The organism is Micromonospora sp. U21 (genome assembly GCF_018070045.1).
In the GTDB taxonomy this organism is placed as follows: domain Bacteria; phylum Actinomycetota; class Actinomycetes; order Mycobacteriales; family Micromonosporaceae; genus Micromonospora.
The window spans coordinates 1-26,239 of sequence record NZ_JAGPYK010000052.1 but is presented as its reverse complement, the minus strand read 5'-3'; the positions used below and the strand labels follow the sequence as shown (position 1 = coordinate 26,239).

Annotated in this window: 20 protein-coding genes and 2 pseudogenes; 12 read left to right on the top strand and 10 right to left on the bottom strand. The window is 69.2% G+C overall.

The features are described from left to right. Positions 1 to 224: 224 nt before the first annotated feature. Positions 225 to 683 (top strand): SRPBCC family protein, encoded by a 459-nt coding sequence (locus KBX63_RS33460; protein WP_210918313.1) that lies wholly within the window; start codon positions 225 to 227, stop codon positions 681 to 683. A gap of 492 nt (positions 684 to 1,175) precedes the next feature. Here the strand turns inward: KBX63_RS33460 and KBX63_RS33455 are convergent, their stop codons facing one another. After that, positions 1,176 to 2,318 carry a DUF2637 domain-containing protein gene (locus KBX63_RS33455; protein ID WP_247663859.1) on the bottom strand — a complete coding sequence of 381 codons (1,143 nt, stop codon included), beginning with the start codon at positions 2,316 to 2,318 and terminating at the stop codon, positions 1,176 to 1,178. After that, a complete protein-coding gene (locus KBX63_RS35775; protein ID WP_247663858.1) occupies positions 2,315 to 5,371 on the bottom strand; it encodes a BTAD domain-containing putative transcriptional regulator in 3,057 nt (1,018 codons plus the stop codon). The genes KBX63_RS33455 and KBX63_RS35775 overlap by 4 nt, the downstream gene beginning before the upstream one ends. Before the next feature lie 620 nt (positions 5,372 to 5,991). Between KBX63_RS35775 and KBX63_RS33450 the strand changes: the two genes are divergently transcribed. The 4 genes from KBX63_RS33450 (at position 5,992) to KBX63_RS33435 (ending at position 12,931) form a co-directional block, all read left to right on the top strand. Then, the gene (locus tag KBX63_RS33450; protein ID WP_210918311.1) at positions 5,992 to 6,714 is read left to right on the top strand and encodes a hypothetical protein; all 723 of its coding nucleotides are present in this window, start codon (positions 5,992 to 5,994) and stop codon (positions 6,712 to 6,714) included. Between the two features lie 479 nt (positions 6,715 to 7,193). Next, positions 7,194 to 9,407 carry an ATP-dependent RecD-like DNA helicase gene (locus tag KBX63_RS33445; protein WP_210918309.1) on the top strand — a complete coding sequence of 738 codons (2,214 nt, stop codon included), beginning with the start codon at positions 7,194 to 7,196 and terminating at the stop codon, positions 9,405 to 9,407. A gap of 458 nt (positions 9,408 to 9,865) precedes the next feature. Continuing rightward, on the top strand, positions 9,866 to 11,596 hold the full coding sequence (locus tag KBX63_RS33440; protein WP_210918308.1) for a hypothetical protein: 1,731 nt from the start codon (positions 9,866 to 9,868) through the stop codon (positions 11,594 to 11,596). Positions 11,597 to 11,965: 369 nt separating this feature from the next. After that, positions 11,966 to 12,931 (top strand): hypothetical protein, encoded by a 966-nt coding sequence (locus KBX63_RS33435; protein WP_210918307.1) that lies wholly within the window; start codon positions 11,966 to 11,968, stop codon positions 12,929 to 12,931. A gap of 38 nt (positions 12,932 to 12,969) precedes the next feature. Here the strand turns inward: KBX63_RS33435 and KBX63_RS33430 are convergent. After that, positions 12,970 to 13,407, bottom strand: a pseudogene (locus KBX63_RS33430) (transposase); the annotation flags it as partial. Positions 13,408 to 13,787: 380 nt separating this feature from the next. Between KBX63_RS33430 and KBX63_RS33425 the strand changes: the two are divergent. Then, positions 13,788 to 14,321: a hypothetical protein gene (locus KBX63_RS33425; protein ID WP_210918306.1), complete on the top strand. Its 534-nt coding sequence runs from the start codon at positions 13,788 to 13,790 to the stop codon at positions 14,319 to 14,321. 842 nt (positions 14,322 to 15,163) lie between these two features. Here KBX63_RS33425 and KBX63_RS33420 read toward each other — a convergent pair. Further along, positions 15,164 to 16,303: a helix-turn-helix domain-containing protein gene (locus KBX63_RS33420; protein ID WP_247663857.1), complete on the bottom strand. Its 1,140-nt coding sequence runs from the start codon at positions 16,301 to 16,303 to the stop codon at positions 15,164 to 15,166. A gap of 133 nt (positions 16,304 to 16,436) precedes the next feature. Continuing rightward, entirely contained in the window at positions 16,437 to 16,850 is a 414-nt protein-coding gene (locus KBX63_RS33415; RefSeq protein ID WP_210918305.1) for an NUDIX domain-containing protein, read from the bottom strand. Between the two features lie 121 nt (positions 16,851 to 16,971). Here KBX63_RS33415 and KBX63_RS33410 point away from each other — a divergent pair, with 121 nt between their 5' ends. Further along, positions 16,972 to 17,787 carry a TauD/TfdA family dioxygenase gene (locus KBX63_RS33410; RefSeq protein WP_210918304.1) on the top strand — a complete coding sequence of 272 codons (816 nt, stop codon included), beginning with the start codon at positions 16,972 to 16,974 and terminating at the stop codon, positions 17,785 to 17,787. 113 nt (positions 17,788 to 17,900) lie between these two features. After that, positions 17,901 to 18,098: a hypothetical protein gene (locus KBX63_RS33405; protein WP_210918302.1), complete on the top strand. Its 198-nt coding sequence runs from the start codon at positions 17,901 to 17,903 to the stop codon at positions 18,096 to 18,098. A gap of 283 nt (positions 18,099 to 18,381) precedes the next feature. Here KBX63_RS33405 and KBX63_RS33400 read toward each other — a convergent pair whose 3' ends face one another. Together KBX63_RS33400 and KBX63_RS36955 are read right to left on the bottom strand one after the other, a co-directional pair. After that, complete coding sequence (locus KBX63_RS33400) at positions 18,382 to 19,380, bottom strand: IS3 family transposase (protein ID WP_374102295.1); 999 nt, start codon at positions 19,378 to 19,380, stop codon at positions 18,382 to 18,384. Positions 19,381 to 19,385: 5 nt separating this feature from the next. Then, entirely contained in the window at positions 19,386 to 19,829 is a 444-nt protein-coding gene (locus tag KBX63_RS36955) for a transposase (RefSeq protein ID WP_210918300.1), read from the bottom strand. A gap of 462 nt (positions 19,830 to 20,291) precedes the next feature. On the opposite strand from KBX63_RS36955, the gene KBX63_RS33390 reads away from it, so the two are divergent. Beyond that, complete coding sequence (locus KBX63_RS33390) at positions 20,292 to 20,684, top strand: hypothetical protein (RefSeq protein ID WP_210918299.1); 393 nt, start codon at positions 20,292 to 20,294, stop codon at positions 20,682 to 20,684. Positions 20,685 to 20,721: 37 nt separating this feature from the next. Here KBX63_RS33390 and KBX63_RS33385 read toward each other — a convergent pair whose 3' ends face one another. Next, positions 20,722 to 21,216 (bottom strand): flavin reductase family protein, encoded by a 495-nt coding sequence (locus KBX63_RS33385; RefSeq protein ID WP_210918298.1) that lies wholly within the window; start codon positions 21,214 to 21,216, stop codon positions 20,722 to 20,724. Positions 21,217 to 21,559: 343 nt separating this feature from the next. Between KBX63_RS33385 and KBX63_RS33380 the strand changes: the two genes are divergently transcribed. Then, positions 21,560 to 21,934, top strand: coding sequence for a hypothetical protein (locus KBX63_RS33380; protein WP_210918297.1), 375 nt, complete (start codon positions 21,560 to 21,562; stop codon positions 21,932 to 21,934). 125 nt (positions 21,935 to 22,059) lie between these two features. Here KBX63_RS33380 and KBX63_RS33375 read toward each other — a convergent pair whose 3' ends face one another. Continuing rightward, the gene (locus KBX63_RS33375; protein ID WP_210918296.1) at positions 22,060 to 22,275 is read right to left on the bottom strand and encodes a hypothetical protein; all 216 of its coding nucleotides are present in this window, start codon (positions 22,273 to 22,275) and stop codon (positions 22,060 to 22,062) included. 219 nt (positions 22,276 to 22,494) lie between these two features. Here KBX63_RS33375 and KBX63_RS33370 point away from each other — a divergent pair, with 219 nt between their 5' ends. Next, positions 22,495 to 23,106 (top strand): SMI1/KNR4 family protein, encoded by a 612-nt coding sequence (locus KBX63_RS33370; protein WP_210918295.1) that lies wholly within the window; start codon positions 22,495 to 22,497, stop codon positions 23,104 to 23,106. 396 nt (positions 23,107 to 23,502) lie between these two features. Here the strand turns inward: KBX63_RS33370 and KBX63_RS33365 are convergent, their stop codons facing one another. Further along, the gene (locus KBX63_RS33365; protein WP_247663856.1) at positions 23,503 to 24,249 is read right to left on the bottom strand and encodes an HAD family hydrolase; all 747 of its coding nucleotides are present in this window, start codon (positions 24,247 to 24,249) and stop codon (positions 23,503 to 23,505) included. A gap of 715 nt (positions 24,250 to 24,964) precedes the next feature. Between KBX63_RS33365 and KBX63_RS33360 the strand changes: the two are divergent. After that, a pseudogene (locus KBX63_RS33360) lies at positions 24,965 to 25,909 on the top strand (IS110 family transposase); the annotation flags it as partial. Between the last annotated feature and the right edge of the window lie 330 nt (positions 25,910 to 26,239).

The window sequence follows — 26,239 nt, the reverse complement described above, 5'->3', positions numbered from 1 at the left end:
TGGTCCGGCGTTACCAACGCACGACAGGACGCACGGTCACCTCGGACGGCGCGGTCGTCACACTCATCACCGGCTGACACCACGTCCTGGTACGGCGGCAACCGCGCGTCGGCACGACCGGGCGCCGGCTTGATCCGTAGTGGTGACACTGCGTAGCGCGCGGTCGGCGGCATAACAGGACACACGAGGGTGACCAATCGGTTGTCGCGTGCTTCGATGGGAAGGTGACCCGACTCCATGAATCCGAGCATGTCGTCACCGCCAGCCGTGATGTTGCCGCGACGGCTGCGGAGATCTTCGAGCTCATCGCCGATCCGTCACAGCAGCCCCGCTGGGACGGCAACGACAACTTGTCCGAGGCGCTTTCCGGGCAGCGAGTCCATGCCGTCGGTGACGTCTTCATCATGACGATCACGACAGGCAGCGTCCGCGAGAACCATGTGGTCGAGTTCGTCGAGCAGCGCCGCATCGCGTGGCGACCAAGCGAGCCAGGCCAGCCGACAGCCGGGCATCTGTGGCGGTGGGTACTCGAGCCGATCGACGCATCACACACGCGCGTGACGCACACCTACGACTGGACACAACTCACGGATGAGAAGCGCATCCCGCGCGCAAGAGCGACCACGGCGGACAAGCTGCGGGCCTCGCTCGACCGGCTCGCCGAGCTGGCCGAACGCCGCTGATCCACACCCTCGGAACGCCATCAGCCGAGCAACGTCGTTTAGCGAAGCACGTCCCGAATCCGGCGCCGCCGGCCATCGGCCGTTCGATCACTTCGACGCCGGGCCTCCGCCATGATCACGTGCGCGCTCATCGGCAGAAGCGGATGCGCCGCCATGCCGATGGCGCATCGCTGGTCATGGAACGTCACGACGGCCACCGACACTACCCATGGGTCTCGCTGAGGCACCGCTGGTCGGCTCGGGGGCGATTGGAGGTGCGAACTGCCCGCTCTCATCTCAGCGTCCGTCTACACGACGCTGTGCATGTTCCGCTGTACCTGGCTGGGCACGTTTACTCGTACGCCGACACCAGCTCGTCCATCAGGTCGTCGAGGCAGGCGCCGCGTCTGTCGTTTTCGGGCGGGCCTGACGCGGACGAACCGCGATGAGGGGTAGCTGGTTGCGTGAGGCCCGGTGTGGAGTCGGCGCCCTCAGCGTCGGAGGCACTCTCGGCTACGTCGCTGAGGTTGTCGCCGGTGACGGGTGGCGGGTGGCTGGCGGCGGCCAGTACCGGCGGACGGTGCGTTCAGACCGGCCGATCCGCGCGGCGATCTCGGCTGGGTGCAGGTTGGGCTCACGCCGATACCAGTAAGCCACCGCGCCGGCGGTCTCTGACGGCACGGGTCCCTCGTCGGAGACCGCGCCGTCTGCTGCATCCGTCTCCGTCCTGGGTTCCTTGTCCGGCCTCCGTGGCGGTGGATCCACGCGCTGCGCGTCGTCGAGCCGATCTAGCGGCTGTGGGTTCGCGGATCGCCGGTGCGGGCGCGCGGAGCGGGACGCCTTCCCGTTGGCGGTGGCGGCGGGCGTGGCGGGGTCGCTGGCAGCGGCCGCCTGCGGCAGGTGGTCACTGCCGGCAGCGGAATCAACGTTGGCCGTGTTGCCGGCATCCTGGCGGGCACCGTCAGGTGCCGCCGTGGGTGCGCCGGCCGTTTCCTGCGAGGCGGTTGGCACGGTGACGGCTCTGACCGGCCGTCGAGTCCGTGTGCCGGCTGGCGCGGCCTCCGCCCGAGCGGCGGGGCGCTGCTCGGGAGCGAGTGTGCCGGGCTGAGCCGATCGCTGTCGGAGCACGTGGGTGGCGGACTCTGTGGCGGCCGGTGGGGATTCGGGCGACGCGATCAGCGCAGGCTGGTGGTCGGGTGTCGCCGTGCGGATCCTGGCGGTGAGCTCGACGAGGCTGACGCTGGCGACGATGACGAGTCCGTCGACGGATATGGGCAGCAGGTATGCGGCGGCAGCTTCAGTCTCCCCGTATCGCGTGGCGACGCCGACGAGGTGCCAGTAGCTCACCCATGTCGCGATGGCGGCGATGATGGCCGTCGCGATGATTCGGATGGCGCCGAGGGAGCGGCGGTGGTGCGGGACGCGGGAGATCAGCTCCACGGTGAGCAGCAGCGCCAGTGGTGGCCATGCGGCGATGATCTGGCTGATCGGGTTTGATTGGGCGTGCAGGACGTTTGCCGCCACGGAGGCAGCGACGCCGAGGGTGAGCGTGGCCCGTACGGCCCAGCGCAGCCGCCGCAGATGCACGCCGGTGTCAGCCGGCGCCGCGGCGCTGGCGGTGGTGGTCGGATTGCCGGTGTGCGGTGCGGTGTTCATGCGGACGCTCCGTCTGTGCGGGGGCGTCGTGTCCGTGCGTCGCGGCCGGCGCGGCGCAGGTCGGCGGTGAGCTGGTCGGCTAGGGCGAGGGTGTCGTCGGCGGGTTCGGCGTCGATCTCGGCGAGCCGGCGAGTCATCGTCCGGCGTAGCGCGCGGATGGCGTCGAGGTGGCCGAGTTGCGCGCGGGCGCGCATGGCGGCCTGGTACAGCTGCTCGGCGTAGGGGTGCTGGCTGATCGCGGCGTCGAGGACGGCGAGCTGTTCCGTGGGTCGGCCGGCGAGTTCCTCGGCGAGGGCCAGAGCGGCGTCGAGGGCGTCCTGACGCACGGTCTCCCGGTAGGGCTCGAGCCATTCGTATTCACGGCCCTGGGCGAGTGGCTGGTATGTGTCGACGGCGCGGCGCAGCTCCGTGACCCGTTCGGGTTGGGATCCGGCGGCGTCGGCGGCGCGGATCGCGGCGCGCATCCGCCACAGGTCGATGTCGAAGCTTTCGGGGTTGAGTTCGTATCGGCGGTGGGGGTGGGTGAGGTAGGTGCCGGGGCCGCCGTTGTGTCGCAGGACGCCGCGCAGGTCCGAGACGTAGGTGTGCAGCCGGTGTGTGGCCTTGCTGGTGGGCGCGTCGGGCAGCAGGTCGTCCAGGATCGCCTCCGTGGACGCGCTGCCGTCGCGGACCGCCAGATACACCAGCAGTTCGAGGGACTTCGCGCGCAGGGTGCGCTGCGGGTCGCCGTCGACGATGCCAGGTTCCCCGAGCACCTTCACCTCGACCCGTGCGGGCTGGGTCGTCGGCTCGGCATCGACGGCGTGGTGACCTGCGGCCGGCGATCGCGCGCCGACGACGGCCTGTGGACGGTTGGCGGTCGCGGTCGCGTCGTCTGGTGGGCGGGCGTCGCCGCCCTCGCTGCCGGCGGCGGCCAGCTCTGCGGGGACCGCGACGTCGGTGATGCCGATGGCACCCGCTAAGGACTGCTCGTTTTCGGTGTCGCCGGTCCGGTCGTGGCCAGACTCCCCGTCCTGCTCGGCGTCGGCTCTCCTGTCAGGCGACGAAGTGACCGGCGTGTCTATCGGTTTGGCTGCGGTGGCCGGGGTGGGTGTCGCGCGCTCAAGCGGCGGTGGGGCGGGTTCGGTCGGGGCCGGCGCCGGGGGGTGGCCGGTGTGTGACTCGGCGAGGGTGGCCAGTAGGTCCGCGGTTTCGGCAGGGGTGAGGATCGCGAGCCGGCCGACATCGGCGGGATGCGTGCCAGGACGGTGGCTATCTGCGTCGGCGGGGGTGGTGACGCCGTCGTCGGCCACCATGACCGTGTTGCCGCCAGGCCAGTCGCCGAGCAGCACCCCGTGGATGTCCAGGCGTTGGCCCTGCGCGAGAAGGGCGGCGACGCGGGCGCGTTCGTGGCGGGTGCTCGCGTCGGCCAGAAGCATGATCGGTGGCTGTGGCTCCTCGTAGGGGTCGGTGTGCCGCAGCTCGGCGACAGTGTCCACCTCGTGCCGGTCGAGCAGCCGGGTGCGGTGCATGGTCTGCGCTTCGAGAATCTGGAGGGCTTCGTCGAGCCCGGTGGTGATGGTCAGCCGGGGTGTGCGCGGCAGGTTGACCGCCGCGGGACCGAGCAGCGTGGCCGCGGTCGCGGACGGCATCACCACTTCGGTGCGGGCGTCGGGGTCGTGCAGGCCGCCGGCGGCCAGGGCGGCGGTGAGGAATCCGCGGGCGGCGGCGTGCGCACCGGAACCGGTGAGACCGAGTCCGGCAGGCGGCCACAGCGCCGACAGCGGGTTAGCCAGCGACGGCACGGCCGGTACCTCACCGCCAGCTGTGGTCTCGTGGCGGACATCGGCCCGGCTCGGTTCGTCAGCGCCGGGACAGGTATCCGGGCCTGTGCCATTGCCCGCGTTCTCCGTGGCGGCGCCACTGCCCACGGCAAGGTCTTCGGGGTGCACGTCGACGCTCGCGACGGTGATCGTGTGCGAGACGTCGGTGGTCGGTGCGTCAGCGCGACCGGCGGCGAGGCGACGCAGCCCTCGGCGGATCTGGCCGATCACCGCCGGCATCGGTGCGAGATCGGGATCAGTCGTGCGGGCGGTGGCCGTGGGCGGCCGGGGAATGTAGCGGCGCTGGCGATGCGCCCACACCAGCGCCACCGCGCCCGCGATAGCGAGGGCCAGGCCGACGTCTACCCAGCTGCCGCTCGGCAGAGACACGCCGCGCGTATCCCGATCGTGGGCGCGGGCATCACCCGCGTCGGGGCTGGCGGCAGAGCCGGTCCTGGTGGGGGCGGGTTCCGGAACTCTGCTGCTCGGCGGTGCCGCCGTTGTGGTCGACGCGGGCGTGTTCGGCGGGACGGTGGCCGGTGCCGAGCTGCCCGGGGCTGGGGTGCGGCTGTCCGGTGGGGCTTGCGGTGCGTCGACGTCCGGTTGATCGGTCGGCGGCGCCGTAGGAGGCCCGGCTTGTCTCGGGGGGCTGTCTGGGCTGGCGTGGGCTGGCAGGTTGAGGGTCCAGCCGGGATAGATCAGGTTCGGGTTGCGCAGCGTCCCGCCGACGCCGGGAAAGCGGGTGCCGCGGTTGAGGGCGAAGATGTCCGGCCAGCGGCGGGCGTCGCCCAGGCACCGCTCGGCGATCTCGGACAGCGTGTCCCCACGCTTCACGGTGTAGGTGTCTTCCCGGCTGGTCGCGACGCGGGTGAGTTCGGTGCTGCTCTCCGCTGGATGGCTGGCCAGGGTGTGACCGGCCTGCCGCGCGCTGGGACGCGCCGCTTCGTGCGAGTTGCTCATGTCGGCGTTGGCGGGCGCGGCGGCGTGGGCGGGGATGGCACCCGTGCTGGCGCTGACCGCGGTGGCTCCCAGCACGGCCGCGGTCAATCCCTGCAGCGGTCCCGGCAGGTGCAGCGCGGGTAGCCACCGCAGCGCGCGGGTGACCCGTGTATATGCGCGGGCGCCGACGGCGGTGACGAGCAGCGCCCAGATCAGCCAAGCGCCGGTCTGCGCGAGACCGGCGAGGAAACCGGCGGTCAGCGGCTGTCGGAGCCACTCCCGCATGGCGGCGCTCGATGCTACGTCAGGCATCGGCCATCCGCCGAGGTGGACGAGCGCGGCCGGAACGGCCGCGACCAGGAGCACATATGTCGTAGTGGTGGCCGCAGAAGCCGCTCTGGCTCGCATCAGTCCTCCTGCCTGATTTGTATCGCCTCGCTACCGGTGCGATCACCGAAAATCGCAGGTGTGGAGCTACAGGGCGACGGACGGTGAGTGGGGGTGCCTGGTCAGGTGGGTCGACGGTATGACCGCCGGCGGTCGATGAAGGTGTCGTGAGGGCTGACAGGACCTCACACAGCCTTACAAGACCTCACATCAGCAGGTCAGAGGCCCGCGCCGCGACCACCAACAGAGGAGCCGCGGTTCCCCTCACGCGCGCCCACGCCTTCCCTATCGGGTCGGCGCTTCGTTCGAGTCCCGAGGGGCGGCGGGTGTAGCTGCCGCACAGATCGGTGATCGCGGTGTGGTCGGGGCAGGCCGCGCCGTACCGCTTGAGCGACCGACGCCGGGTGATGGTTGAGATATCAGCTCAAGGTGCCTGCGGTACTTTCTTCACCAACACCGACCAGCGAGCAGGTGCAGTTCCGGTCGCGTTGGAACGCGCCTCACATGGGCGCACAATCGTTATCCACATTGGAGGCCATGTTTCGATGAGCTCTTACACAATCACCATTGCCGCAGACGATCCCAGTCGAGTGACCACAACACTGAAGGTCGAGGTGAGCGAGAGCGTCCCGCGCATCACCGAACTGGTGGTACGCGCGGGGCAGGGCGATGGGCTGACCGCAGGCCAGATCCCCGCAGTTGATCTGGACCTGCTGTTGAGGGCGATCGCACCGGCCGCCGGTGAGCGGCAGGCGATAACCACGCCTCCCATCGCCGTATCCGAAGACGCGTCCACAGCCAACGGTATGTCCGTGGACGACGGTGAACCCGCCGCCGAGCCGACGGCGGTTCAGTCCACCGCCCCTACAACGGCTTCGGATGGGAAGGCTGCCAGCAGCCCTGAGGGCGCTGGTGCGGCTGACGTCGTGGTGCCCAAGCAGGCGTCACCGGCGACCACGGCAAGCGAGGCGAAGACGGCTACCCGAGCGTCGGGCGCTGGCGCGACCGGCAGCCGAGCGGGCGAGCAGAAGACTGCAGCGGGCGCCAAGGCCACGACTACGGGAGCGAAGGCCACGAAGCGGACGGCCAAAGGCGGGTCCGCTGCAGGCGAGGGACGGGTGTACCGGCGCTCACCGGCCGATCTCGAAGCGGTCTACCAGCAAGCCGGAAGTGTCGCTGCGGTCGCCGATCACTACAACGTGCCCCGGCACACCGCCCAGGGGTGGATCCGCATCCTGCGCCGCCGGCAAGCCGCAGCCAGTTCCTGATCGGGGAATCGGATACCGGTGCCAGAAGGGTCAACAGGGGTGCCGCCTGAAGACGCGGGATGACCGCGACGCCCGCCATGCGCATCGACTACCAGCCCGCGCCCGGCCGGCCCGCGCATTGCCCGCAGGCGGAGGTGCCTAGGCCCGCCGCCTGTCGGGCTGGAACCGCCGGGGTGCGACCGGCGCTTGCGCCCGGGGCGCGGGGGGGGGGCGGCCTGGGGTGGTCGTGTGTGCGCACAACCGGCGCCTCGGCACCAGGCCCGCCCGACCCCACCCGCCTCGGCGGCGACCGCAGCGCGGAGGAGGTCGAGGCCGACATCAGTGTCATTCGGCAGCGGATGGCCGACAAATCGGTCCCCGAGGCCGAGAAATCAGATCCAGAACCCGCTGCGCTACGTGGCCCACCGCGACCATCGGGCAATCTGACTGGCGCAGTCGCGTCGACGCCGGGTGGCGGTGCACTCCTTGGAGGCGGCACCATGGTCGCCGTGACCGCTCCCACCCGCCCGCCCCTGGCGGTACTGGACGCGGTGCTCGAGCGGTTGACCTACGTCAACGAGGAGACCGGCTACACCGTCGCTCGGGTAGCCACCGACCGCAGTACAGACCTGTTGACGGTGGTCGGTGCCCTGCTCGGCGCTCAGCCCGGGGAGAGCTTGCGCCTGTCGGGGCGGTGGTCGTCGCACCCGCAGTACGGGCGGCAGTTCGAGGTCGATTCCTACACCACCGTGCTACCCGCCACCATCCAGGGCATCCAGCGCTACCTCGGCTCCGGCCTGGTCAAGGGCATCGGTCCGGTGTTCGCCGAGCGGATCGTCGCCCACTTCGGCCTCGACACCCTCCGCGTCATCGAGGAAGAACCCGCCCGGCTGGTCGAGGTCCCCGGCTTAGGCCCGAAACGCACGGCGAAGATCACCGCGGCGTGGGAAGAGCAGAAGGCCATCAAGGAGGTGATGGTCTTCCTCCAGGGCGTCGGGGTGTCCACGTCCTTGGCGGTGCGGATCTTCAAGAAGTACGCCGACGCGTCGATCTCGGTGGTGCGCAACGAGCCGTACCGGTTGGCGGCCGACGTGTGGGGTATCGGCTTCAAGACCGCCGACACCATCGCCCAGGCCGTCGGCATCCCGCACGACAGCCCACAGCGCGTCAAGGCCGGCCTGCAGCACACCCTGTCGGAAGCCACCGACTCCGGCCACTGCTACCTACCCGCCCCACAGCTCGTCGCCGACGCCACCAAGATCCTGAACGTGCCCGGCAACCTCGTCACCCGCTGCCTCGAAGACCTGATCGCCGAGGAAGGCGTGGTCCGTGAGGTGCTGCCCGGCTCTGACGGCGAGCAGGCATCGGCGGTGTACCTGGTGCCGTTCCACCGCGCCGAGCAGTCTTTGGCAGGGTCGCTGCAGCGGCTGCTAGGAGACCGCGCCGACCGGCTGCCTCACTTCGCCGACGTCAACTGGGACAAAGCCCTGGCCTGGTTAAAGGCCCGCACCGGCGCTGACCTGGCCGCGGAGCAGGAGCAGGCGGTCCGCCTCGCGCTCGCCTCCAAGGTGGCCGTGCTGACTGGTGGGCCCGGCTGCGGCAAGAGCTTCACTGTGCGGTCGATCGTCGAACTCGCCGCCGCGAAGAAGGCCAAGGTGACTCTCGCCGCCCCGACCGGCCGCGCCGCGAAACGCCTGTCGGAGCTGACCGGACATCCCGCGGCCACCGTGCACCGGCTGCTGCAGCTGCGCCCCGGCGGCGACGCTTCCTACGACCGGGACAACCCCCTCGACGTCGACCTCCTGGTCGTCGACGAGGCCTCCATGCTCGACCTCATCCTGGCCAACAAACTCGTCAAAGCCATCCCACCCGGCGCGCACCTGCTCCTCGTCGGCGACGTCGACCAACTCCCCTCCGTCGGCGCCGGCGAAGTCCTGCGCGACCTGCTCGCCGCCCCGGCCATCCCCCGCGTCCGGCTGACGCAAATCTTCCGACAGGCCGCCGAATCCGGCGTCGTCACCAACGCCCACCGCATCAACGCCGGCAAACCGCCCCTCCTACAAGGGCTCAGCGACTTCTTCCTGTTCGCCTGCGACGACACCGACGCCACCGCCGCCCTGACGGTCGACGTCGCCTGCACCCGCATCCCCGCACGCTTCGGCCTCGATCCGCGCCGCAGCGTGCAGGTCCTCACCCCCATGCACCGCGGACCGGCCGGCGCGGGCGCCCTTAACGGGCTGCTGCAACAGCGCCTCACCCCCGCCCGCGATGGGCAACCTGAACGGCGGATGGGCGGGCGGGTGTTCCGGATCGGCGACAAGGTCACCCAGATCCGCAACAACTACGACAAGGGCCAAGCCGGCGTGTTCAACGGCACCGTCGGCGTCGTCACCGCCCTGTCCACCGAGGAACAGAACCTGACCGTGCGCACCGACGAAGACGAGAGCATCGACTACGACTTCGACGAACTCGACGAACTCGCCCACGCCTACGCCATGACCATCCACCGCTCCCAAGGATCCGAATATCCCGCCGTCGTCATCCCGCTGACCACCAGCGCGTGGATGATGCTGCAACGCAACCTGCTCTACACCGCCGTCACCCGTGCCAAACAACTCGTCGTCCTCGTCGGCTCCCGCCGCGCCCTCGCCGCCGCCGTACGCACCGTCGGCGCCGGCCGCCGTCACACCGCCCTCAACCACCGACTTACCTGACACCAGCCAGTCGAACGCTTGCACGATGCCGGGGTGGGGAAAGGGCGCGACGGTGGTGGAACGGAAATCTGGGCTGGCCCGCCCGACACAGCCGCTCCTACCCAGTGACCGCACCGGCTCGCCGCAGGCCGAGGAGGCAGAAGCATGAGCGGCATCGGTGTCGTCACCTCGCTGAGGCTGCCGACAATCGCCACGATCGGGCGTCTTCGGCACAGCACCGGCCACAGCGGTGCCGGTCGGGTGAGCACCGATGACCGCCGGTGTGGCGCAGGAGGGGCAACCCCATACACCCTGCGGGGTATCCGAGATCTCCAATTCGGCCCGCAACCTTGTAGCATGCGGCGGACGACGGGCGGCAGCCGGAGCGCGGCTCTGGTACTCAGCGGGCGGCACCGCCGGGCCGGGCGGCCGCAGCGCCGGTCAGGCCGGGGCCGGAGTGAGAGAGGAACCTGCTCGGCGTGTTCCAGGAACCGGACCGGACCCGGATGACCGGCGGAAATTCAATTGGCGGGGCGCGAGGCGCCTCGGGCGGGGCGTCAGGCGTCGGCCCGCCGGAGGCGTGGGACGCGGAGCTGGCCAAGGCAATGCGGCGGGTTGCCGTGCTGCGCACCGGGTTCTACGTTGTCGTCCTGCTGATCGCGCTCGGCGGCCAGGTGTCCGGTGCGATGGAAGGGCTCGGCATGCAGTGGTACGTCGCCCTTCCCGCCGTTGGGACGTTGGAGCTGGGCGGCGTCGTGGTGCTGGCGAACGCCGACGTGCGCCGTCGACTCGGTGAAGGGGCCATGCTGTCCCGGGTGCTGTCGGCCGGCATCGCCACCGCCGCGGTCGCCTTCAACTGGCTGGCGCACAGCAACCACCTCGAAGGCGGTTTCTACGCGGGCATGTCGCTGCTCGGTTACCTGGTGTGGCTGATGAGCAGCGAGAACCAGCGGCGGGACCGGCTGCGCGCCAGGCAGCAGCTGCCACCCACGACGCCGGCCTACGAACCGGTCGGGCACTGGTTGCGACAGCCGTGGCTGACCCGCCGTGCCCGCTCGCTGGCCAAGGCCGACCCCGGCCTCGGGCTGTACGCTTCGCTCGACGCGGCCCGCGCGCAGATCCGCGCCGAGCGGCAGCAGGCGGCGCTCAGCAAGGTGTTGCGCCGCAAGATCAGCCGAGCACTGGACCCCACCACCGCGGACATCGCCCTGACCGTGTACGACCTCGACGAGATCGCCGCGCGACTGGCCGAGCAGGCAGACTACGACGGCCTCACCGCGCTGATCGCCGCCGATCTGGCGCCTGCGCGCGTCCTGGCCGGGAACCTGCCGGCCGCCGGCCGTCGCCGGCGGTGGCGTCGGAACGGTCAACCCGACCCCGCCGCACTGACCTCGGCGGCGCGGCTGCTCGCCGACGCGCCGGAGCGGCTGCGCACCCCCGAGCCGCTCACGGACGCGGCTTTCGGGCCGGACGCGGCCCCCGTAGCTGCTGTGGCAGACGGAACCGGCGGGTCGGCGGGGCCAGAGTCCGCCGAGGTGGCCGTTCAGCAGGCGGACACCACCGAGCTGGCGGGAGATGGTGCCGAGCGCCCGGGATCGGAGCGGTCCCGGGCGGTGACGCCGGACCGTACCGACCGGCAGTTGGAGCGGTCCGAGAGCACGGACCACATCACGTCGACCACGGATCACCCCGACCCGCCCCGCACCTCCGACTGGGCGGCACTGCACGCGGAAATCGCCCCGCTCCTGCCGGCAGCCGCACCGCGCCGATCGCCGCGAAACACAGCAGGCCGGTCGGCCAGCAGCCGGGCGCAGGCGCCGTCGACCGCGGACGCGCCCGGCTCCGTCGCGGAGCCGGCCGACACCGCGCCGCCGGCAACGACCGGCAGTACGGCACCGATACAGCGAACCGCCACGGGACGGGCACGTGTCGCCCGCGTCGCCGAACCGGCGAGCGAGCCGGGGCCGATCGCGGCAGCCACGCGAGAGCTACCCCTGGTGGCCGGACGGAGCCTGCCCGACCTGGTGGACACCGCGGCGAGCCGTACCACACCACCCGTCGCGGCCCCCGGCGTCGCAGAGGGGGCCACCGAGCAACGGTCAGCGTCGCGACCGCGGCAGCGCCGGCGGGACGACGCCGACCCGCGACCTGGTTCGGAGACCGTCCGGCACCGGTCGAGCATTCGGTCGGCCGAGGCCGGTCGACCCTGACCGGAAGACGCAAACCGCGATCCGCTTCCTGCCCTCAGTGGTCGCCCGGGTACGTGATGAGATTTTAGTTTCTGCCCAGGTCTCAGCCCTGACCGCACCTCCACGTTTGATGGGCAAACTGGCTGACGGACTGACAGCTGGTCGTGTACCTCGCCGCATGGGGCTTACTCGGTGAGCTCGTCGCCGCTGGCGGGGCAGCAGAAATGATGGTCAAGCCAGCCAGATCAGATTGTTTTCTTGCCGCGGCTGTCTGACCCCAAACCCGCACCTTGGTCGCCGATCCCACGGCTCACGTCGCCTGGAGTGTCCCAAGAAGAGCGGTAGGCCACCCTGCCTCGGACCAAGCCTGCAGCCCTAGTATCAGCGGCCATGGGCAGCCGGGTGAACTACGTGCTCGTTCGGAACGGACGGTCCGAGGGGTACGCGCAGGGCGGCGGTGCCGGCTACGGGCTCGACTACCACTTCGCTGCCGGGCCGGACATCGCGCTCCGCTGGCTCGCCCAGCTCAGCGACTATCGGGACGACTTCTGGTTCGACGACCTGATCTGCGAAGGAGCAGTGCTCATCGACGCCGATGCGCGGCACCTGCTGCTCTTCACCGAACTGGGGCAGTTCCCTCTTGAGCGGCGGTACGCCTACCGTGCGGGGCTGCTCGCCGCGTACCGGCGCACCTGGGGTGGGTGGACGGTGAGCTGGGCGTACGACGGGATCGGCGACCTGGTGGCGTACCTGGGGGAAAACCGCGACCAGGTGCGCAGCGAGCGCACGTGGTGGGACGGCCTGTACCCCGACAGCGGGGAGCGGCCGGACGGCCCGGTGGAGTACCTCGTCAGCGTGGCCGACGCTGACGGGTGCCGGCCGTACGCCCTGCCCTTCGAGTCTTGCCCGCCGTGGCTACTCGGCCCGCGCCTGCTGGACCGGCTCGATCCGCGCGACCTCGTCACTGCGTGCTCGACGCACCCGACGGCGGGGCTGCACCTCGACGTCGCCCGGCGCCGGGCCGGGCTGTGGAGTATCCGGCCGCTGGCCGGGCTAGCCGAGGACTGGTCCGAGCTGTGGCCGGGCTGGGAGCTAACGCTGTGGGGCGACGACCTCTCCCGGCAGGTCGCCAGGTGCGGTGGGACGGTCACCGTGCCCGGAGTTGACCTCGCCGCAGAGCGGGCCACTCTGGCCGAACGGGTCGACCGGTACTGGTTCGTCGAGGAGCGCATGCGGGCGGCCGGCCAGGACGTCGACCAGCTCCGGGAGTGGAACCTCGGCGGCATAGCGACCCTCCTCGACGCCCGCGTCACCCCTGACGAACTCGCCCGGGTCGTCGCCCTGATCCGCCGTTGACTAGTGCGCCGTCCATGAACGTTCACCGGTCTGAGTCGTCAGGCGGCTTTGGTGCGGGGTCGGCCCCAGCGGTGCTGGCGTTCGCTGCGGACGCGGGCGCGTTCTCGGCGTTGGGCGGCCAGGACGTCGGGGTGACGGGCGTTGGCGTTACGCCAGCGAAGGTATTTCTGCATCTCACGGGCCAGAATGGTGTGGTTCGGATGGTTCGAGTTCGCCATGGTGAAGGTGTCTAGCGGCCCGAACTGGGCCTCGATCGGGTTCGCCCACGACGCGCTGGTCGGGGTCAGGCAGAGTTCGACCTTGTTCCGCGCCGCCCATCGACGGATGGCCGGGGTTTTGTTCGCCGACAGGTTGTCCAGGATGACGTAGATCGGCGCGCCGTCCGGGCGTGCGGCCCGGATCGATTTCAGGGCGGACAGGGTGTGGTCGCCGCCTTTGCGGCGGCGCATCACGCCCCAGAGTTGGTCGTCGGCCAAGCCCTAACAATCCAAACAGTCGGGCAAGGGGCAGAGGTCGGCGGCGCAGGCCGACGCCGCCGTTTGGCCACACCCACCCCTTGGCGCGTCCGGGTTATCAGTGCTCTGGCGGTCAGCAAACCCTCCGCTACCGACGATGGCGGGCGGAAGGAGCTCGGGCAGGAGTCTCCGGGTGCGGGTGGTCAGGTCAGCGGTAGCACCGCCAGGCGTACGGATCACCGGGGTTCGATGTCCGTGCGTAGGCGCCGGAATCGTACGTGTCGCGGCAGGCGACGTCCATGTCGACGAGGGACGCGGAGAGAAGACCCATGCATTGCCACCGGCCGTCATTGCGGGGGTCCGCTGAGCCTCCGGTGTACCGATCGCAGTACCGCTGGGTCATGTTCGCCACCCCGCGGCTGCTCGAGGGGCCGAGCAGGACCGGGCCCGAGCTGCGGGTCGGTGTCGGCGTGGCCGTGGTGGACGTCGGGGTCGGCGTGGCGGAAGGCGTGATCGACGGCGTGGCGCTGGGGGTGGCGGACGGCGTGGCGGACGGCGTGGCAGTGGGCGTCGCGGAGGGCCGGCGAGGTGCCGCGGAGGTTGGCGCCGTCGACGGTATCTCCGGAAGGGTGATCGGCTGCGCGAACCCGTCCGACGGGGTGGTGGCCGCCGATATCGGCGAGCCGCCTGCCGGCGGCCGGCCCGACCCCCACATGAACGCCAGAGCGCAGACCAGCGCCCCCACCGCGAGCCCGCCGACCGGGATCAGCCAGCGCCGCCGCCGGCTGGCTGGCCGTGAGCGGGCAGCAATGCTCCGATGGTGCCTCCTTCGCGGCTGCCCCTCGTCCACCCCGGGGTCTTGCGGGTCGGGCTCCTCCTGCTGGTACTCGTTGCGGCCGGCGTCATCGTGGTCGGGGTACTCCCCGTGGGGGTAGACCGCCCTCGGTGCGCCATACCCTTCCCATTGCGCGCCGCGCGCGTCCTGGTGGATCGACGTGGCATCGGTCGGTTCGTACGGCTCTCGGGCCCGGCGTTCCTCCCGATGGGCCTGGTCGTGCCCGTCGGAGAGATAGGTATGGCCGGGCTCGTCGTAGGCCGGTTCGGGGTAGCCCAGCGGGTCTGATGGTGGGTATACCTGCTCGTGTCGAGGGTAGGTCGCGTCGTCCTGCTCGTACTCACCCTCGTACTGCGGGTGTGCCCGGTGCCGTGCCTGGCGCGCTTCGCGCTCCTGGTACGTGTCCGCACCAGGGTACGACTCCTCGTCCGGCAGCTGCTCATGCCATTGCGGCGCGGCCGCCTGCCGCCTGTCGTAGGAGTCGGAATCACCTACCACCAGCCGCGACTGGCGAGCGATCCAGCTGTCTACGGCACTCGCCGCGTCGCCGTGATCTTGGGCAGCCGCATCGGTCGAACCAGCCGTCGATCTCTCGACCACGGTCGCCGGCCTCCTCACAGAGCACAGGTGCGGACAGCTAACCGACCTTGCTCACCATCAGCCAAGAGTCCACCCGCCCCTCCCACGAACAGGCGGCGGTCGGCCCCCGTTCGTGGCCCCGACCACCCGACAAGATCTGGAGATGCATGGACGGATCACGCGCAACGGCGGCAAGGGCGCCTGACTTCCGACGGCGCGAGGCCTGGCTGACAACCGCGGCAGCCGAGGCGACTGGCGCCCTGGCCGGAAGCGATCGCTTGAAGGCGGCAGGCGCCCTCACGGTCGGCGATCTGGGGCGCCGGGCGGCGCCCCGGCGTGTCGCCGGGTAACAGTAATGCGGGATTATGGTGCCTGGATGCCGGCCGGGTTGGGCTCAGGGATGCGGAGCCTGTCCAGCGCTTGGCGCGCGAGCTCCCCGACAGCGGGAAGATGCGACCTGGAGGCCCGGAGGGTGCGCTGGATCTGGTGAGGTAGGCGGTGCTCCTCGGCGATGGCGATGGCAGCCTGGAACGCCGCTTCGGCTTGGGATGCGCCGCGGCAGGCCAAGAGCACTTCGCCGGTGGTGACGTGGAGAATCGCCTGCCATTGCGGTGGTATCGCGGTGGTGGACATACGGTGGCGATCGAGCAGGTCGGTGGCCAGGTCGTGTCGGCGTGTGTGAACCAGCCCGCGCAGGTGCACTTCATGGAGGGCGTGAAGGCTGGTGAGTCCTGTGCCGGGTTTGGCGTCGACCAGTCGCCAGGCGCTGGTGATGGCGTGGTCGAACAGGACGGGGTCGCCGAGTTCGCCGGCGGCTCGGGCGAGCTGTACCAGGGCGGCACCTCGGTCGGGATCAGGCACCAGTTCCACTGAGCGTCGAAGTCGGGCAACGGCGGCGTGGTGCCGTTCGACCTTGCGCAGCTCGTTGCCGTGCACTCGGAGGGTGAAGGCGAGCAGGTCCTGGTCGTTGAGGCGTTCGGCCAGCCACAGCGCCCGGCCGGTCCAGCGGGCGGCACTGACCAGTCGCTCCTCGGGCAAGACGTAGCCGAGTGAGACGCCGAGTTCGGCGCGGGCACGGGCACGCAGGAGCATCACATCCCGCTCAACATGCCCGTCGGCGACCCGGCTCTCCAAGCGGGTGACCAGCGGCCAGAGCTCGTTGACGGCTTCGGCGCCGCGTCCGGACTGCCGTGCGATCGCGGCGAGGCGGATAGTCGACTCGCCGAACTGGAGCATCGCGGTGAAGTCGGCGTCGTCGGGGTCGCTCACCCCGAGAGTGTGCGCAGGCACGCCGAGATGGCGTGCAATCCGTAGCCGGGTGGCGACATCGCTAATCTCCCGCCGCCCCGTTTCGATCATCGAAATGTACGTCGCGTCGTAGCCGAGCAACTCCGCAAGACGCCGTTGGCTCACGCCGGTCGCGGCCCGGTAGGTGCGAATGATGACCGCGAGATCGCCGCTGGCCAGCGCGGCCCGTGCGGTATCGCTGGTCCACAACCACAAGGCCGAGCCTCCATGGCGCTGGCCAGGGACTGGCAGGGCGGCACCGGCGATGGCGTGGCACGCCGGGCACAGCGGCGACGCACTCCAGCGGCCGACCCTCGCCCCGCAACCGCCGCACTGCATCGTCGGTCGCCTAGATGACTCGGGCACTGAGCTTGGCGTACCAGGTCGTGATGGACCTCTTGTACCCGTCTGGCATGCGCAGCGCCGCGACCTCGGCCTCGGTGAACAGGCCGACTTCCTTGTGCTCGTGGCTGACGACCGGATCGGCGTCGGTGCCGACGTGGCAGCCGTACGTGATGATCAGGACATCGACGCCGTCGCGGATGTGGTACTGCCAAGCGTCCAGCAGCGGTCCAGAGGTCACCTGCCAGCCGACCTCCTCAACGATCTCCCGGGTCACGCAGTCGGCCGGTTCCTCACCGAGATCCAGCTTCCCGCCCGGCAGTTCCCACTCGTCGCGCTCGTTGCGTAGCAACAGCACGCGGCCGTTGCGAACCACGACGCCCTTCACGGAGACAGGGAACAGGTGCGGCTGGTAGCTCATCCGGATTCCCTCCACTGGTGCAGGACCTGGACCCGTCCGGAACGTAGCACGGTCATTGCTCGCTAAGGGCGGCTCGGCATTGACAATCCGTCACTTGATCCATGCGGTAGGTGCGGCCGTGGTGAACGCCGACGAGCGATTCGCCGGAGGTGACCAGATGCCCGACGTTGACGACCTGCCCCACGTGGACTTACGCGACCCGGACAGCACGGCTCGCATCCTGAGTGGCCTCACCACGCACGGCATCACGATCTTCCAGGGCGGAATCGAACGGGACGATCTGCTCTATGCAGCCCGGTCACTGATCAGAATCCGCGAGCACCGCGACAGCGACTCCGACGGAGTGACCACTATCGCCCAGCGGCTAGCGTCCGAAGACGGAAAGACCAGCCTCGCTGGCTTCACCGATCGCGAGCTGTTGCCCCACACCGAAGGATCCGCAGTATGCCGGCCACCGCGCGTCCTGATGCTGGCATGTCTTCGCCCGGCGCAGACCGGTGGACGCAGTCATCTGGTGGACGGTCGCGACCTCTACGACGAGATCGCCCGCACCGAACCCGCCATACTCGCGGCGCTGTCCACGCCCCGATCCGCGTACTTCGGCGGAGGATCCGGCCACCTCGGCGCGGTCTTCCAGCAGACGACCGAAGGCAGGATAGCCGTCCGGCTGCGCCTCGACGAGCTTGCGCGTTTCGCGCCGATGGTCGCGCTGCATATCGACCGGCTTCGAGCGCTTGTCCAGCAGCAGATCATTCCAGTTGACCTAGGTGAGGGTCACGGCTACATCCTCCTCAACGACCGCTGGCTCCACGGTAGAACCCGGTTCACCGGCGACCGCACGATGCTGCGCATCATCGGTGACCCGATGTCCACCTACGCCCTGCCGAGCGGGTTCTGTCCAGCAGAGGCGCCGCAACCGGCCAAGCGGGCCACCTGACGTCCGTCGATACCACATCACCACCTCTCCCACTGTCTGCGGGTCGCAGAGCTGCGCCCGCCCAACATCGACCGAATCAACGATGCCGACACCGGCGTTCTGAAGGGCACTCCATGAACCTGATCTCGATCGCGGCCATCAGCGCAGCGCTTGTGCTCGGATTCCTCGCCGGGCTGCTCGCATTCAAGCGCTCGCTGCAATGGTGCCGCACCTGCGGTGCATCCCTAAGCTGCCCGGAATGCACCCGGCCGCTACGCACAGAGTCGGCCAAGCAGATCGCGATGCGCGAACCGGGAAATCTACGTCCATAACCCGTCGTGCGATTCCGCGCCCTGTCGACGCCCGCGTGCAAACGGCCAGCCAAGTTCGGCCCCGAAAGCGCTGCCAGGAGCCGGAAGCATGAAATCACCAGCAGGAGGAGCGCGACGTGACCTTCTTCCAGGAGACCCGCCGGCGGCAATCAGAGACGACGTCGGCCGCGCAGATTGTCTCCTACACCGTGGCCCTGGAACGTAGACACCGATCGGTGTGGTCACGGAGGAAGGTCAGGTCAGTCGGCCTCTGCGGCGGTGGACGGCCCCGGTAGTTGTCAAGTCAAATTGAGACGGTTTGTGTCTGCTGGGTTGGTTGGTTGATCCACGCTTCGTTGGGCAGTTTGGGTGCGCGTGGCCGGTGGTTGAATCTGTCGGGGTGCACGGTGCGGGCCGCGTCGAGGGTGGCCTGGCGTTGCTCGCGGATCTGCTCGGCGGTGCCGTAGTGCACGGATGCCGGGGTGTGCCAGCCGATCCCGGAATGCCGGTGTTCGTGGTTGTAGGCGGTGAAGAAGCCGTCACAGAAGGCTCTGGCGTCGGCAAGGGATCCGAACCGGTCCGGGAAGTCCGGCACGTATTTCATGGTCTTGAACTGGGCCTCGGAGTACGGATTGTCGTTCGAGGTCCGGGGCCGTGAATGCGAGCGTAGAACGCCGAGGTCTACGAGCATTTCTGATACCGGTTTCGATACCATGGCGCCGCCTCGGTCCGCGTGGATGGTGTGCGGCTCGATCCCGTTTCGGCTGACTGCGGTGGCCAGGAAGTCGCGGGCCACGACCGCGTCCTCGCCGGCAGCGACAAGCCAGCCGGTCACGTAACGCGAGTAGATGTCGATAACGACATAGCATTTGAACCAGACGCCTTTGACGGGTCCTTTCAACGCGGTGATGTCCCAGGACCACACCTGACCGGGCCCGGTCGCGACCAGCTCGGGGCGCACCCGCGGTGGATGGGTCGCTAGCCGGCGTCGTTCCCGGCTCTGCCCCGCGGCACGGGCGATCCGATACATCGTGGACATCGAGCAGTGGTAGCGGCCCGCGTCGAGTTCCCTGGCCCAGACCTGCGGGATCGCCAGGTCGGCGTAGGCGGGCGAGTTCAGCACGGCGAGGACCTGGTCGCGTTCGGCGGTGCTCAGTGCTTGCGGCGGTGGGGTACGGGCCCGCCACGGCCCGTGCCGCGGCCCGACTGGCTTGGCCCGCCGATAGTAGGTCGCCCGTGAGATTCCCGTCAGCGTGCACGCCCGTTGCACCGAGATATCCGCGTCCCGCAACTCACCGAACACGGCCCTCAGGAGTTCTTCCGCGGCAGGTCGTTGTCCGCGCTCTCGGAAAGTTCTTCCAAGAGCGCGTGCGCTTTTCCCATAATGTCCAACGCCATGCGGGTCTTCTTCAGATCCGCCTGGAGTTTCTCGTTCTGCCGGCGCAGTTTCTCCAACTCGATCTGCTCTGCGGATTTCTTCATCCGCGGTCCCGCAGCAACCGTGCCGGCATCCGTCTTCTGGGTTCCTACGTGGCCGAGGTGCCCGGCGTCACGGGCGCGTGTCCACTCGATGATGTGCGACGAGTACAAGCCTTCCCGGCGCAGGATCGCGCCCTTCTCCCCGTTCGGAGCGTTCTCGTACTCGGCAACCATCGCGAGCTTGTACTCCGGGCTGAAAACCCGCCGCGACGGCTTCGGCGCCGGATCAACCCCGCCGCCAGACGCCGACTGCTTGCCAGATGAAGTGGACACGTACACAAGGATCTCCGATCCCCGCCCTCAGGTCAGCACCCCACTCGCACGGGATGTCTCACACCATCTTGACCAAGAGGGCCCTGCCGGTCGAGACACCGCATACCGACCAGACGATGGCACTGGCCAGGTGAGGCGTCATGACCACGCACGGACCGGTTCTGCCGATCTGGACCTGCGCCGGGTGCGGTGCCCCATGGCCCTGCCGCACACGACGCCACGAGCTGCGAGCCGAGTTCGAAAGCGCTCCCATCTCCCTCGCCCTGTATATGGGCTCCTGCATGGTTGCTGCGAGCCAGGACATGGGCTTGGCTCCCGCTGGTCTACTCCATCGCCGGTTCCTGGGGTGGCTGCGATGACCGCATCCCGCTCGACGCTGACGACCGACTTACGCCAGGCGCGCTCGCTCGGGAGATCGAGGCCTTCACCCGGTCGCCCAACCTTGGATGGACGACCGCAAGTGTGCTTGACCTCCTGCCAGACGGCTCGACGATCGGATGGGAACACGCGGACCCACCCGAGGGTCAGTTCACCCCCACCCAGGTCCTGAACTACTTCCAGCAGAACATCTACCGGCTGCCGGTTCACCCGGCCACGCTGTGCATCCGGAGGGAGCTGGCGCTGGCGCTCGGCGGCTGGATGGCTCTTCCGGGTGGGGAGGACACTGGCCTGCTGCTCGCCGTGTCCGTGATAGCCGATGGCTACTTCATCGGCAAACCCGGCCTGCTCTATCGCAAGCACCCGGACCAGATCACGGGCCATGCCGCCTGGACCGAGCCGAGCGAGTGGATGCCTCGGATGCGTTTGATCGAGGCTCGTGCGCTTGCGCTTCAAAAGCTCTGGGAACAGCGATGACCAGAGCGAGCAAGTAGGAGATCGAGCAGCATCGCCTCTAGGCCTCGTGGCCGGCCCGAAGGTCCTTGACCTCGGAGAACATCAGCGGCGGCGGGTCAGGCTCGCCTGTAGCCCACAGGGGTTCGAGCAGGAAGCCGGTGTGATTGCCCCATGCAGCCCGGTCGAGGATCTTGCCGACGAGGCGGCGTGGGCAGTCGTCAATGATTGGCACACCGTCCGTACCCGGTTGCCAAATGCACCGCTCGAACTTGTCCACCTCGTCCCCAGTCTGAGTGCCGAACAGCTCAGCTAGATCGCGCTGGTTTTCGGCCAGGCTGTGTACGGCCAGGACGTCAGCGTGCCGGGCGACCCGGTAGGTGTGGTTGTTCTGGGAGAGCCACACCACGAACCGGTCGGGTTCGATGCTGCATTGCGAGGCAAATCCCACCAGGCAGCCCGCTCGCTCACCGGACTGCGGGTGGACGGTGGTGACGATGAACATCGGGTTGTCCAGCCCGGTTAGGAATAGATCGAGGCTGTCGCGCTCGCCCATGAGTGCCTCCTCCTCAGAAGGTGTCGCCATCGTAAGTACGACATAGACAGGGGAACGGTTACCCAAACCCGGGCGAATGCTCGACGTGGCAGAGGTCGTGGTCCACCCGATGTCTACCTGACCGGCACCGCACCCGGCCCGCGAAGCTTCGCCCGGCGCTGTTGCCGCGCGCTGACCACCCATCGTCAGCCCCAGCCGGTCAACTGTCAGCTATAGCTGCAAAACTCACCCGAGTCATATATTGCCGTGTATGGGACCAGGGGAGGGACCAGCTCTGCCGGGTCGCCGGACGGCGACCAGCAAGCCGGCATTGGTACGGTCGCCGCGTCATTGGCCTTGGGTCGTGCTCTCGGTTGTAGCGGTGCTGTGCTCCGGGATCGTGGCCGTGCCGGTGTCGTGGGCTGTGCTTGGGCAAGCCGAAGCAGAGCGCGGTGAGGCGACGCCGGATGCCGCGGTCAACGTGTATGTGCTCCGGATGAGCAGCGGCGAGGAGCTGGGGCTGTCGCGGGTTTTGGTCGACGAGCGTCATGAGGAACTGCTGCGGCAGTGGCGCCGCTATCGCGGCGAGATGGAGCGCGCCAACGTGCCGTCGAAGCTTGAGGTGGTCGGACGGATCGACGTCGAGGACCAGGGCGACAGCCGGGCGAGGGTAACCGCGCACGTCCGGGCGATCTGGTGGAACGGACCGACCAGCCTCAGCGGCACGGACCACCCGTGACGGTTCGAGACGCGGCGAGACGCCGGCGGCTGGCGGGTAAGGGTCGCCGATCTGCCGACATGGTGCGGTGTGCACGTCCGGGCAGACGCCTGCCGGTGAGCGCTACCGACCAGCGGCCGGCAAAGCTAGTGAGTCTGCCGGCGGTTGGCCTCCTGCCGGACCGCCTCAGTGAGATCCCGCCAGGTGCCGGCCGAGGTCTTCATCATCCGGTCGACCATCGACCGGGCGGATGCTTCGTCCCGGAACTCGTAGGACACCTCCTGCCCTCCGTCACCGCCGAGTCGGCCACGCACCCGCCAAAGCCGACCGTCGGAGACCAGCCAGATATCCCGACGAGCCATCCGACCCCACGACCCATTCCACCAGCGCCCGCGTACCTCCACCACCAGCACCCTAGTCGTACACACGTTCGACGGCCGGCTGCCCGCGTTGCCTGGGCTCGCATGATGCTTGACGTCGTGACCTCACCTGATACTTGACATGATCACGATGATCTGGCCGCCAGCGCTTGCCTGCGGGCCTGCGTTGCCTCATCCGGTTGGCGTTCATAGGGTGCAGCAGTGGCATCGGTGACGGAGGCTTGGGCGCGGATCGAGGACTGGATGGGGCGGCACACGCCGAGGAGCGCTGCAGTGCTGGCGCCGGCAGCAGCGCCGAGTGCGATCACCGCGGCCGAGGTCGAGCTGGAACTGGTATTCCCCGCAGAACTAGTCGAGTCCCTGCGCCGACACGACGGGCTCACCGAGTGGGCGAACGTCCTACCGGAAGCTGCCCCGCTCTCCGTGGCAGGCATTGTCGAGCACTACCAGGCGCGCATGGACATCGCCGAAGACGTCGACGGTTTCACCCCGCACGGCCCTGAGGCAGAGCCGTGGTGGCACGAACTCTGGCTACCGTTCGCGGCTTCGGATGGCGATAGCCAGGTCATCGACCTGCGGCCGGGACCCGGATACGCCCGAGTGGGCGTGGCGCCGCACGACAACCCTGGCGACTTCTCGGAAGCCTGGCCGTCGCTCGGCGCCTACCTGACGAACGTTGCGGACGCCCTCGAGACAAGCGGAGCTGTTGGCGCCTGGCATCCGTATCTGACCGTCGGCGATGAACTGTGGTGGAGCCTCGCCGGAGAGACCGAACTCAACGGCGAGCCACTGCGACCGGCTCCGCCGCGCTGAATCCAATCGGCCGGACGGCTCAAGGACTGAGCCGCAACTGCCCGCCATGTTGACGTCCATGTCCCATCAAGCCGCGAGTCGCGCCGTCTTCACGATCATGTCAATCATCATCCGAGGCCACGATGTCAAGCATCACCCGGAGTCGGACAGCCGGCGGCCCGCGCTGCCGGGCTCCACTTGATCCGTTACACATCGACTTCACTTGAAGGGTGCCAGTTGGCCGGCTCTCTCCGGGCTCGGCTGTCACGGTGCGTAACTGGCGTGCCGCCTATCGCTGGGGCATGCGATCCTCGACGCCGGTCAAGACGCGCGGATCGCGGCAGATGCGCGTACCTGAACCTCGCGCCGCACCGTGGTTGCTTCCTGGGTTCAATCAGCCGCCCGCGCGATGGCTGATCAGTCGCCAGGCGTCACCGCTCTCAGTAGGGGCAGGAGATCTTCCGGGGTGGGCAGTGTGACATCCGCCGGCTCGGCTGGGTCGTGCATGTGTCCCCATGCAGCGGCGGCACTGAAGCTTCCGGCCGCCTTCGCGGCTCGCAGGTCGAGCGGAGAATCGCCGATCAGTAGAAGGCGCTCGGGTGTCGTGTCGAGTAACTTCGCGGCGAGGCGCATGCCGTCCGGAGCGGGCTTGGGGTTTTCCACCCGGTCGCCGCCGATGATGATGTCGGCCTCCAAGCCGGCTGCGCCCAGGAGGATTCTGGCCGCCCGCGTGCTGGCGCCGGTGAACACCACTATTGGCAGACCTCCGGTCCGGAGAGCTCCGAGAGTCGCCAGTACGCCGGGATAAGCGTTCACCTGCACGCCGTCCAGCTCGCGGTAGTAAGTGTCATGTTCAGACAGCCGTAGTTCGCGGCCGACCAGGTGCGCCAGGATGACTTCCGGCGTGCCCCGCCAGTACGCCGCTATCACGTCGTCGATGTTCACCGTGGGCCCGTTCAATACGCCAACGGCTCTTACGAAGGCTTCTGGCACCGCCCTGGCCGAGTCGATCAAAGTGCCATCCATGTCCCATACCGCATGATCGATGACCACGAGTTCGATCCGATCACAAAAGACTCGCTCAAGTATCCGCTTCTCGGCAGAAGCGGATGCCTGGCACACCAGCCGTCGTGGACAGTCGGCGTCACGGTCCGTATCCGGCATGCTCAAGGCCCGTGTAACCCATCAACTGGAGTCACCGTGTAACGCATCAAGCGGAGTACGACAGCCGGCTGCCCGCGTAGTTGTTCAAAGTTTCTGTACGTCTTCAAGGCGGCCCGCAACGGGCCGCACGCGCCGCCGCCTGGGCGCGCGCCGGCCGCTGCCGCTGTCGCTCTGCGGCCGTCACGCCTGATGCCCGGCGGCTGGCGCGGAGAGCGGGAAGCCCGGAGGCCGCCGCAGAACGACAGCAGCGTTGACCGGTTGGTGTGGTGGGCCGGCAGCCGGCCGGGCCGCGCGGACCCGCGCGGCGCAGGGAAGGGCACGCCGACCGCCTCGGCGAGCTAGCGCACCGAGCGGGGGCGCGGTCAGGGCGCCTCCGGCGGGGGCGCTCCGGCTCCAGGATGGCCGAAGATCGTCGGCAGCCGCCGGGCCCGTGGTTGGTTACGGTCGGCCATCCCGCCTGCCATCGACCCGGGCAAGCCGAGCAGACCACCGCCCGACCCGCCAGCGCCCGTACGAGCCGTCAAGGTCCGCTTGATGGCATGAAGGAGCGGGGCCTCGCTCCTCGTGCGTCCCGGGCGGGATGCTCGGGGTGCTCACGTCTCACGACGAAGGAGGCCCCTCATGCAGGCAGAGTACGACGGCCGGCAGATCGTGGGTATCGGTCTGCACCGGCGCAGGTCGGTGATCGTGCGGATGACCGAGGGCGGGCGAGAAGCTCGACACGGTGCGGATCGACAACGACCCGGTCGCGTTGAGGTTGGAGATCGCCAAGGCCGGCCCCGACCCTGAGGTGGTCCTGGAGGCCACGTATGGCTGGTATTGGGCGGTGGATGTGCTGACCGCGGCCGGCGCCCGGGTGCATTTGGCGCATCCGTTGGGGGTGAAGGGGTTCGCCTACCGGCGGGTGAAGAACGACGCCCGGGACGCCGCGGACCTGGCGGATCTGCTGCGGATGGGCAGGCTGCCGGAGGCGTATGTGGCCCCACCGGCGGTGCGCGAGTTGCGGGAGCTGGTGCGGTATCGGGCCAAGCTGGTCGCGTCGCGTTCGGGGTTGAAGGCATCCGTGCATGCGGTGCTGGCCAAGCAGGGCGTGCACATCGCTGTCTCGGATCTGTTCGGCGTTGGTGGGCGGGAACTGCTCGCCCGGGCACCGTTGGACGGGGCTTATCGGGGGCGGGTGTCCTCGCTGTGCCGGCTGATCGACGCCATCGATTTCGAAATCGACGCGGTCGCCGGGCCGATCCGGGCCAGACTCGCCGGGCACCCCGGTTACTTGGCGATCCAGGCCATCCCCGGCGTCGGCCCGGTGCTGGCGGCGGTGTTCGTCGCCGAGGTCGGCGAGGTCGACCGGTTCCCCGGCCCGGCGCAGCTGACCTCGTGGGCCGGGCTGACCCCGCGGCACCGCGAGTCCGACCTCGTCGTGCACCGCGGACGGATCACCAAACAAGGCTCCGCCCTGGTGCGGTGGGCCGCGGTCGAGGCCGCCCACGGCATCCCCCACTCGGCCGGCTGGTTAACCTCCACCCGCGCCCGCATCGCGGAGCGACGCGGACGCAACATCGCCACCGTCGCGGTGGCCCGCAAACTGCTCACCCTCGTCTACTACGGCCTGCGCGACGGGCACATCCGCGCCCTCGCACCGGCTCAGACGGCGGCGTGAGCAGGTTCGGACGTGACCGGACGCGAGGTCGTTCTGTGTCTGACCCCCGTCGGCCGACGGCGAGGCCGCCCGCTTGATTGACCCCGTCCGGTCACGGTCGCACACCACCATGCCCCCGAACCCTCGCGGGGCGAATGGATGACCGGCAGCCGAACCTCGGCCTGCCCCTCCGACATCGCTCGGAACCTGGTGACGCGACCACCCACAACGCCTTCCGGCATCACGAGCATGGCGCGCACGGCGCCGGCGTCAAGGCCAAGCCCCTGCGGGGTGGGCCTACGGCCCAGCCGTTGACCCCGGCACCGCACACACGCCTGCCCGAAACCCATT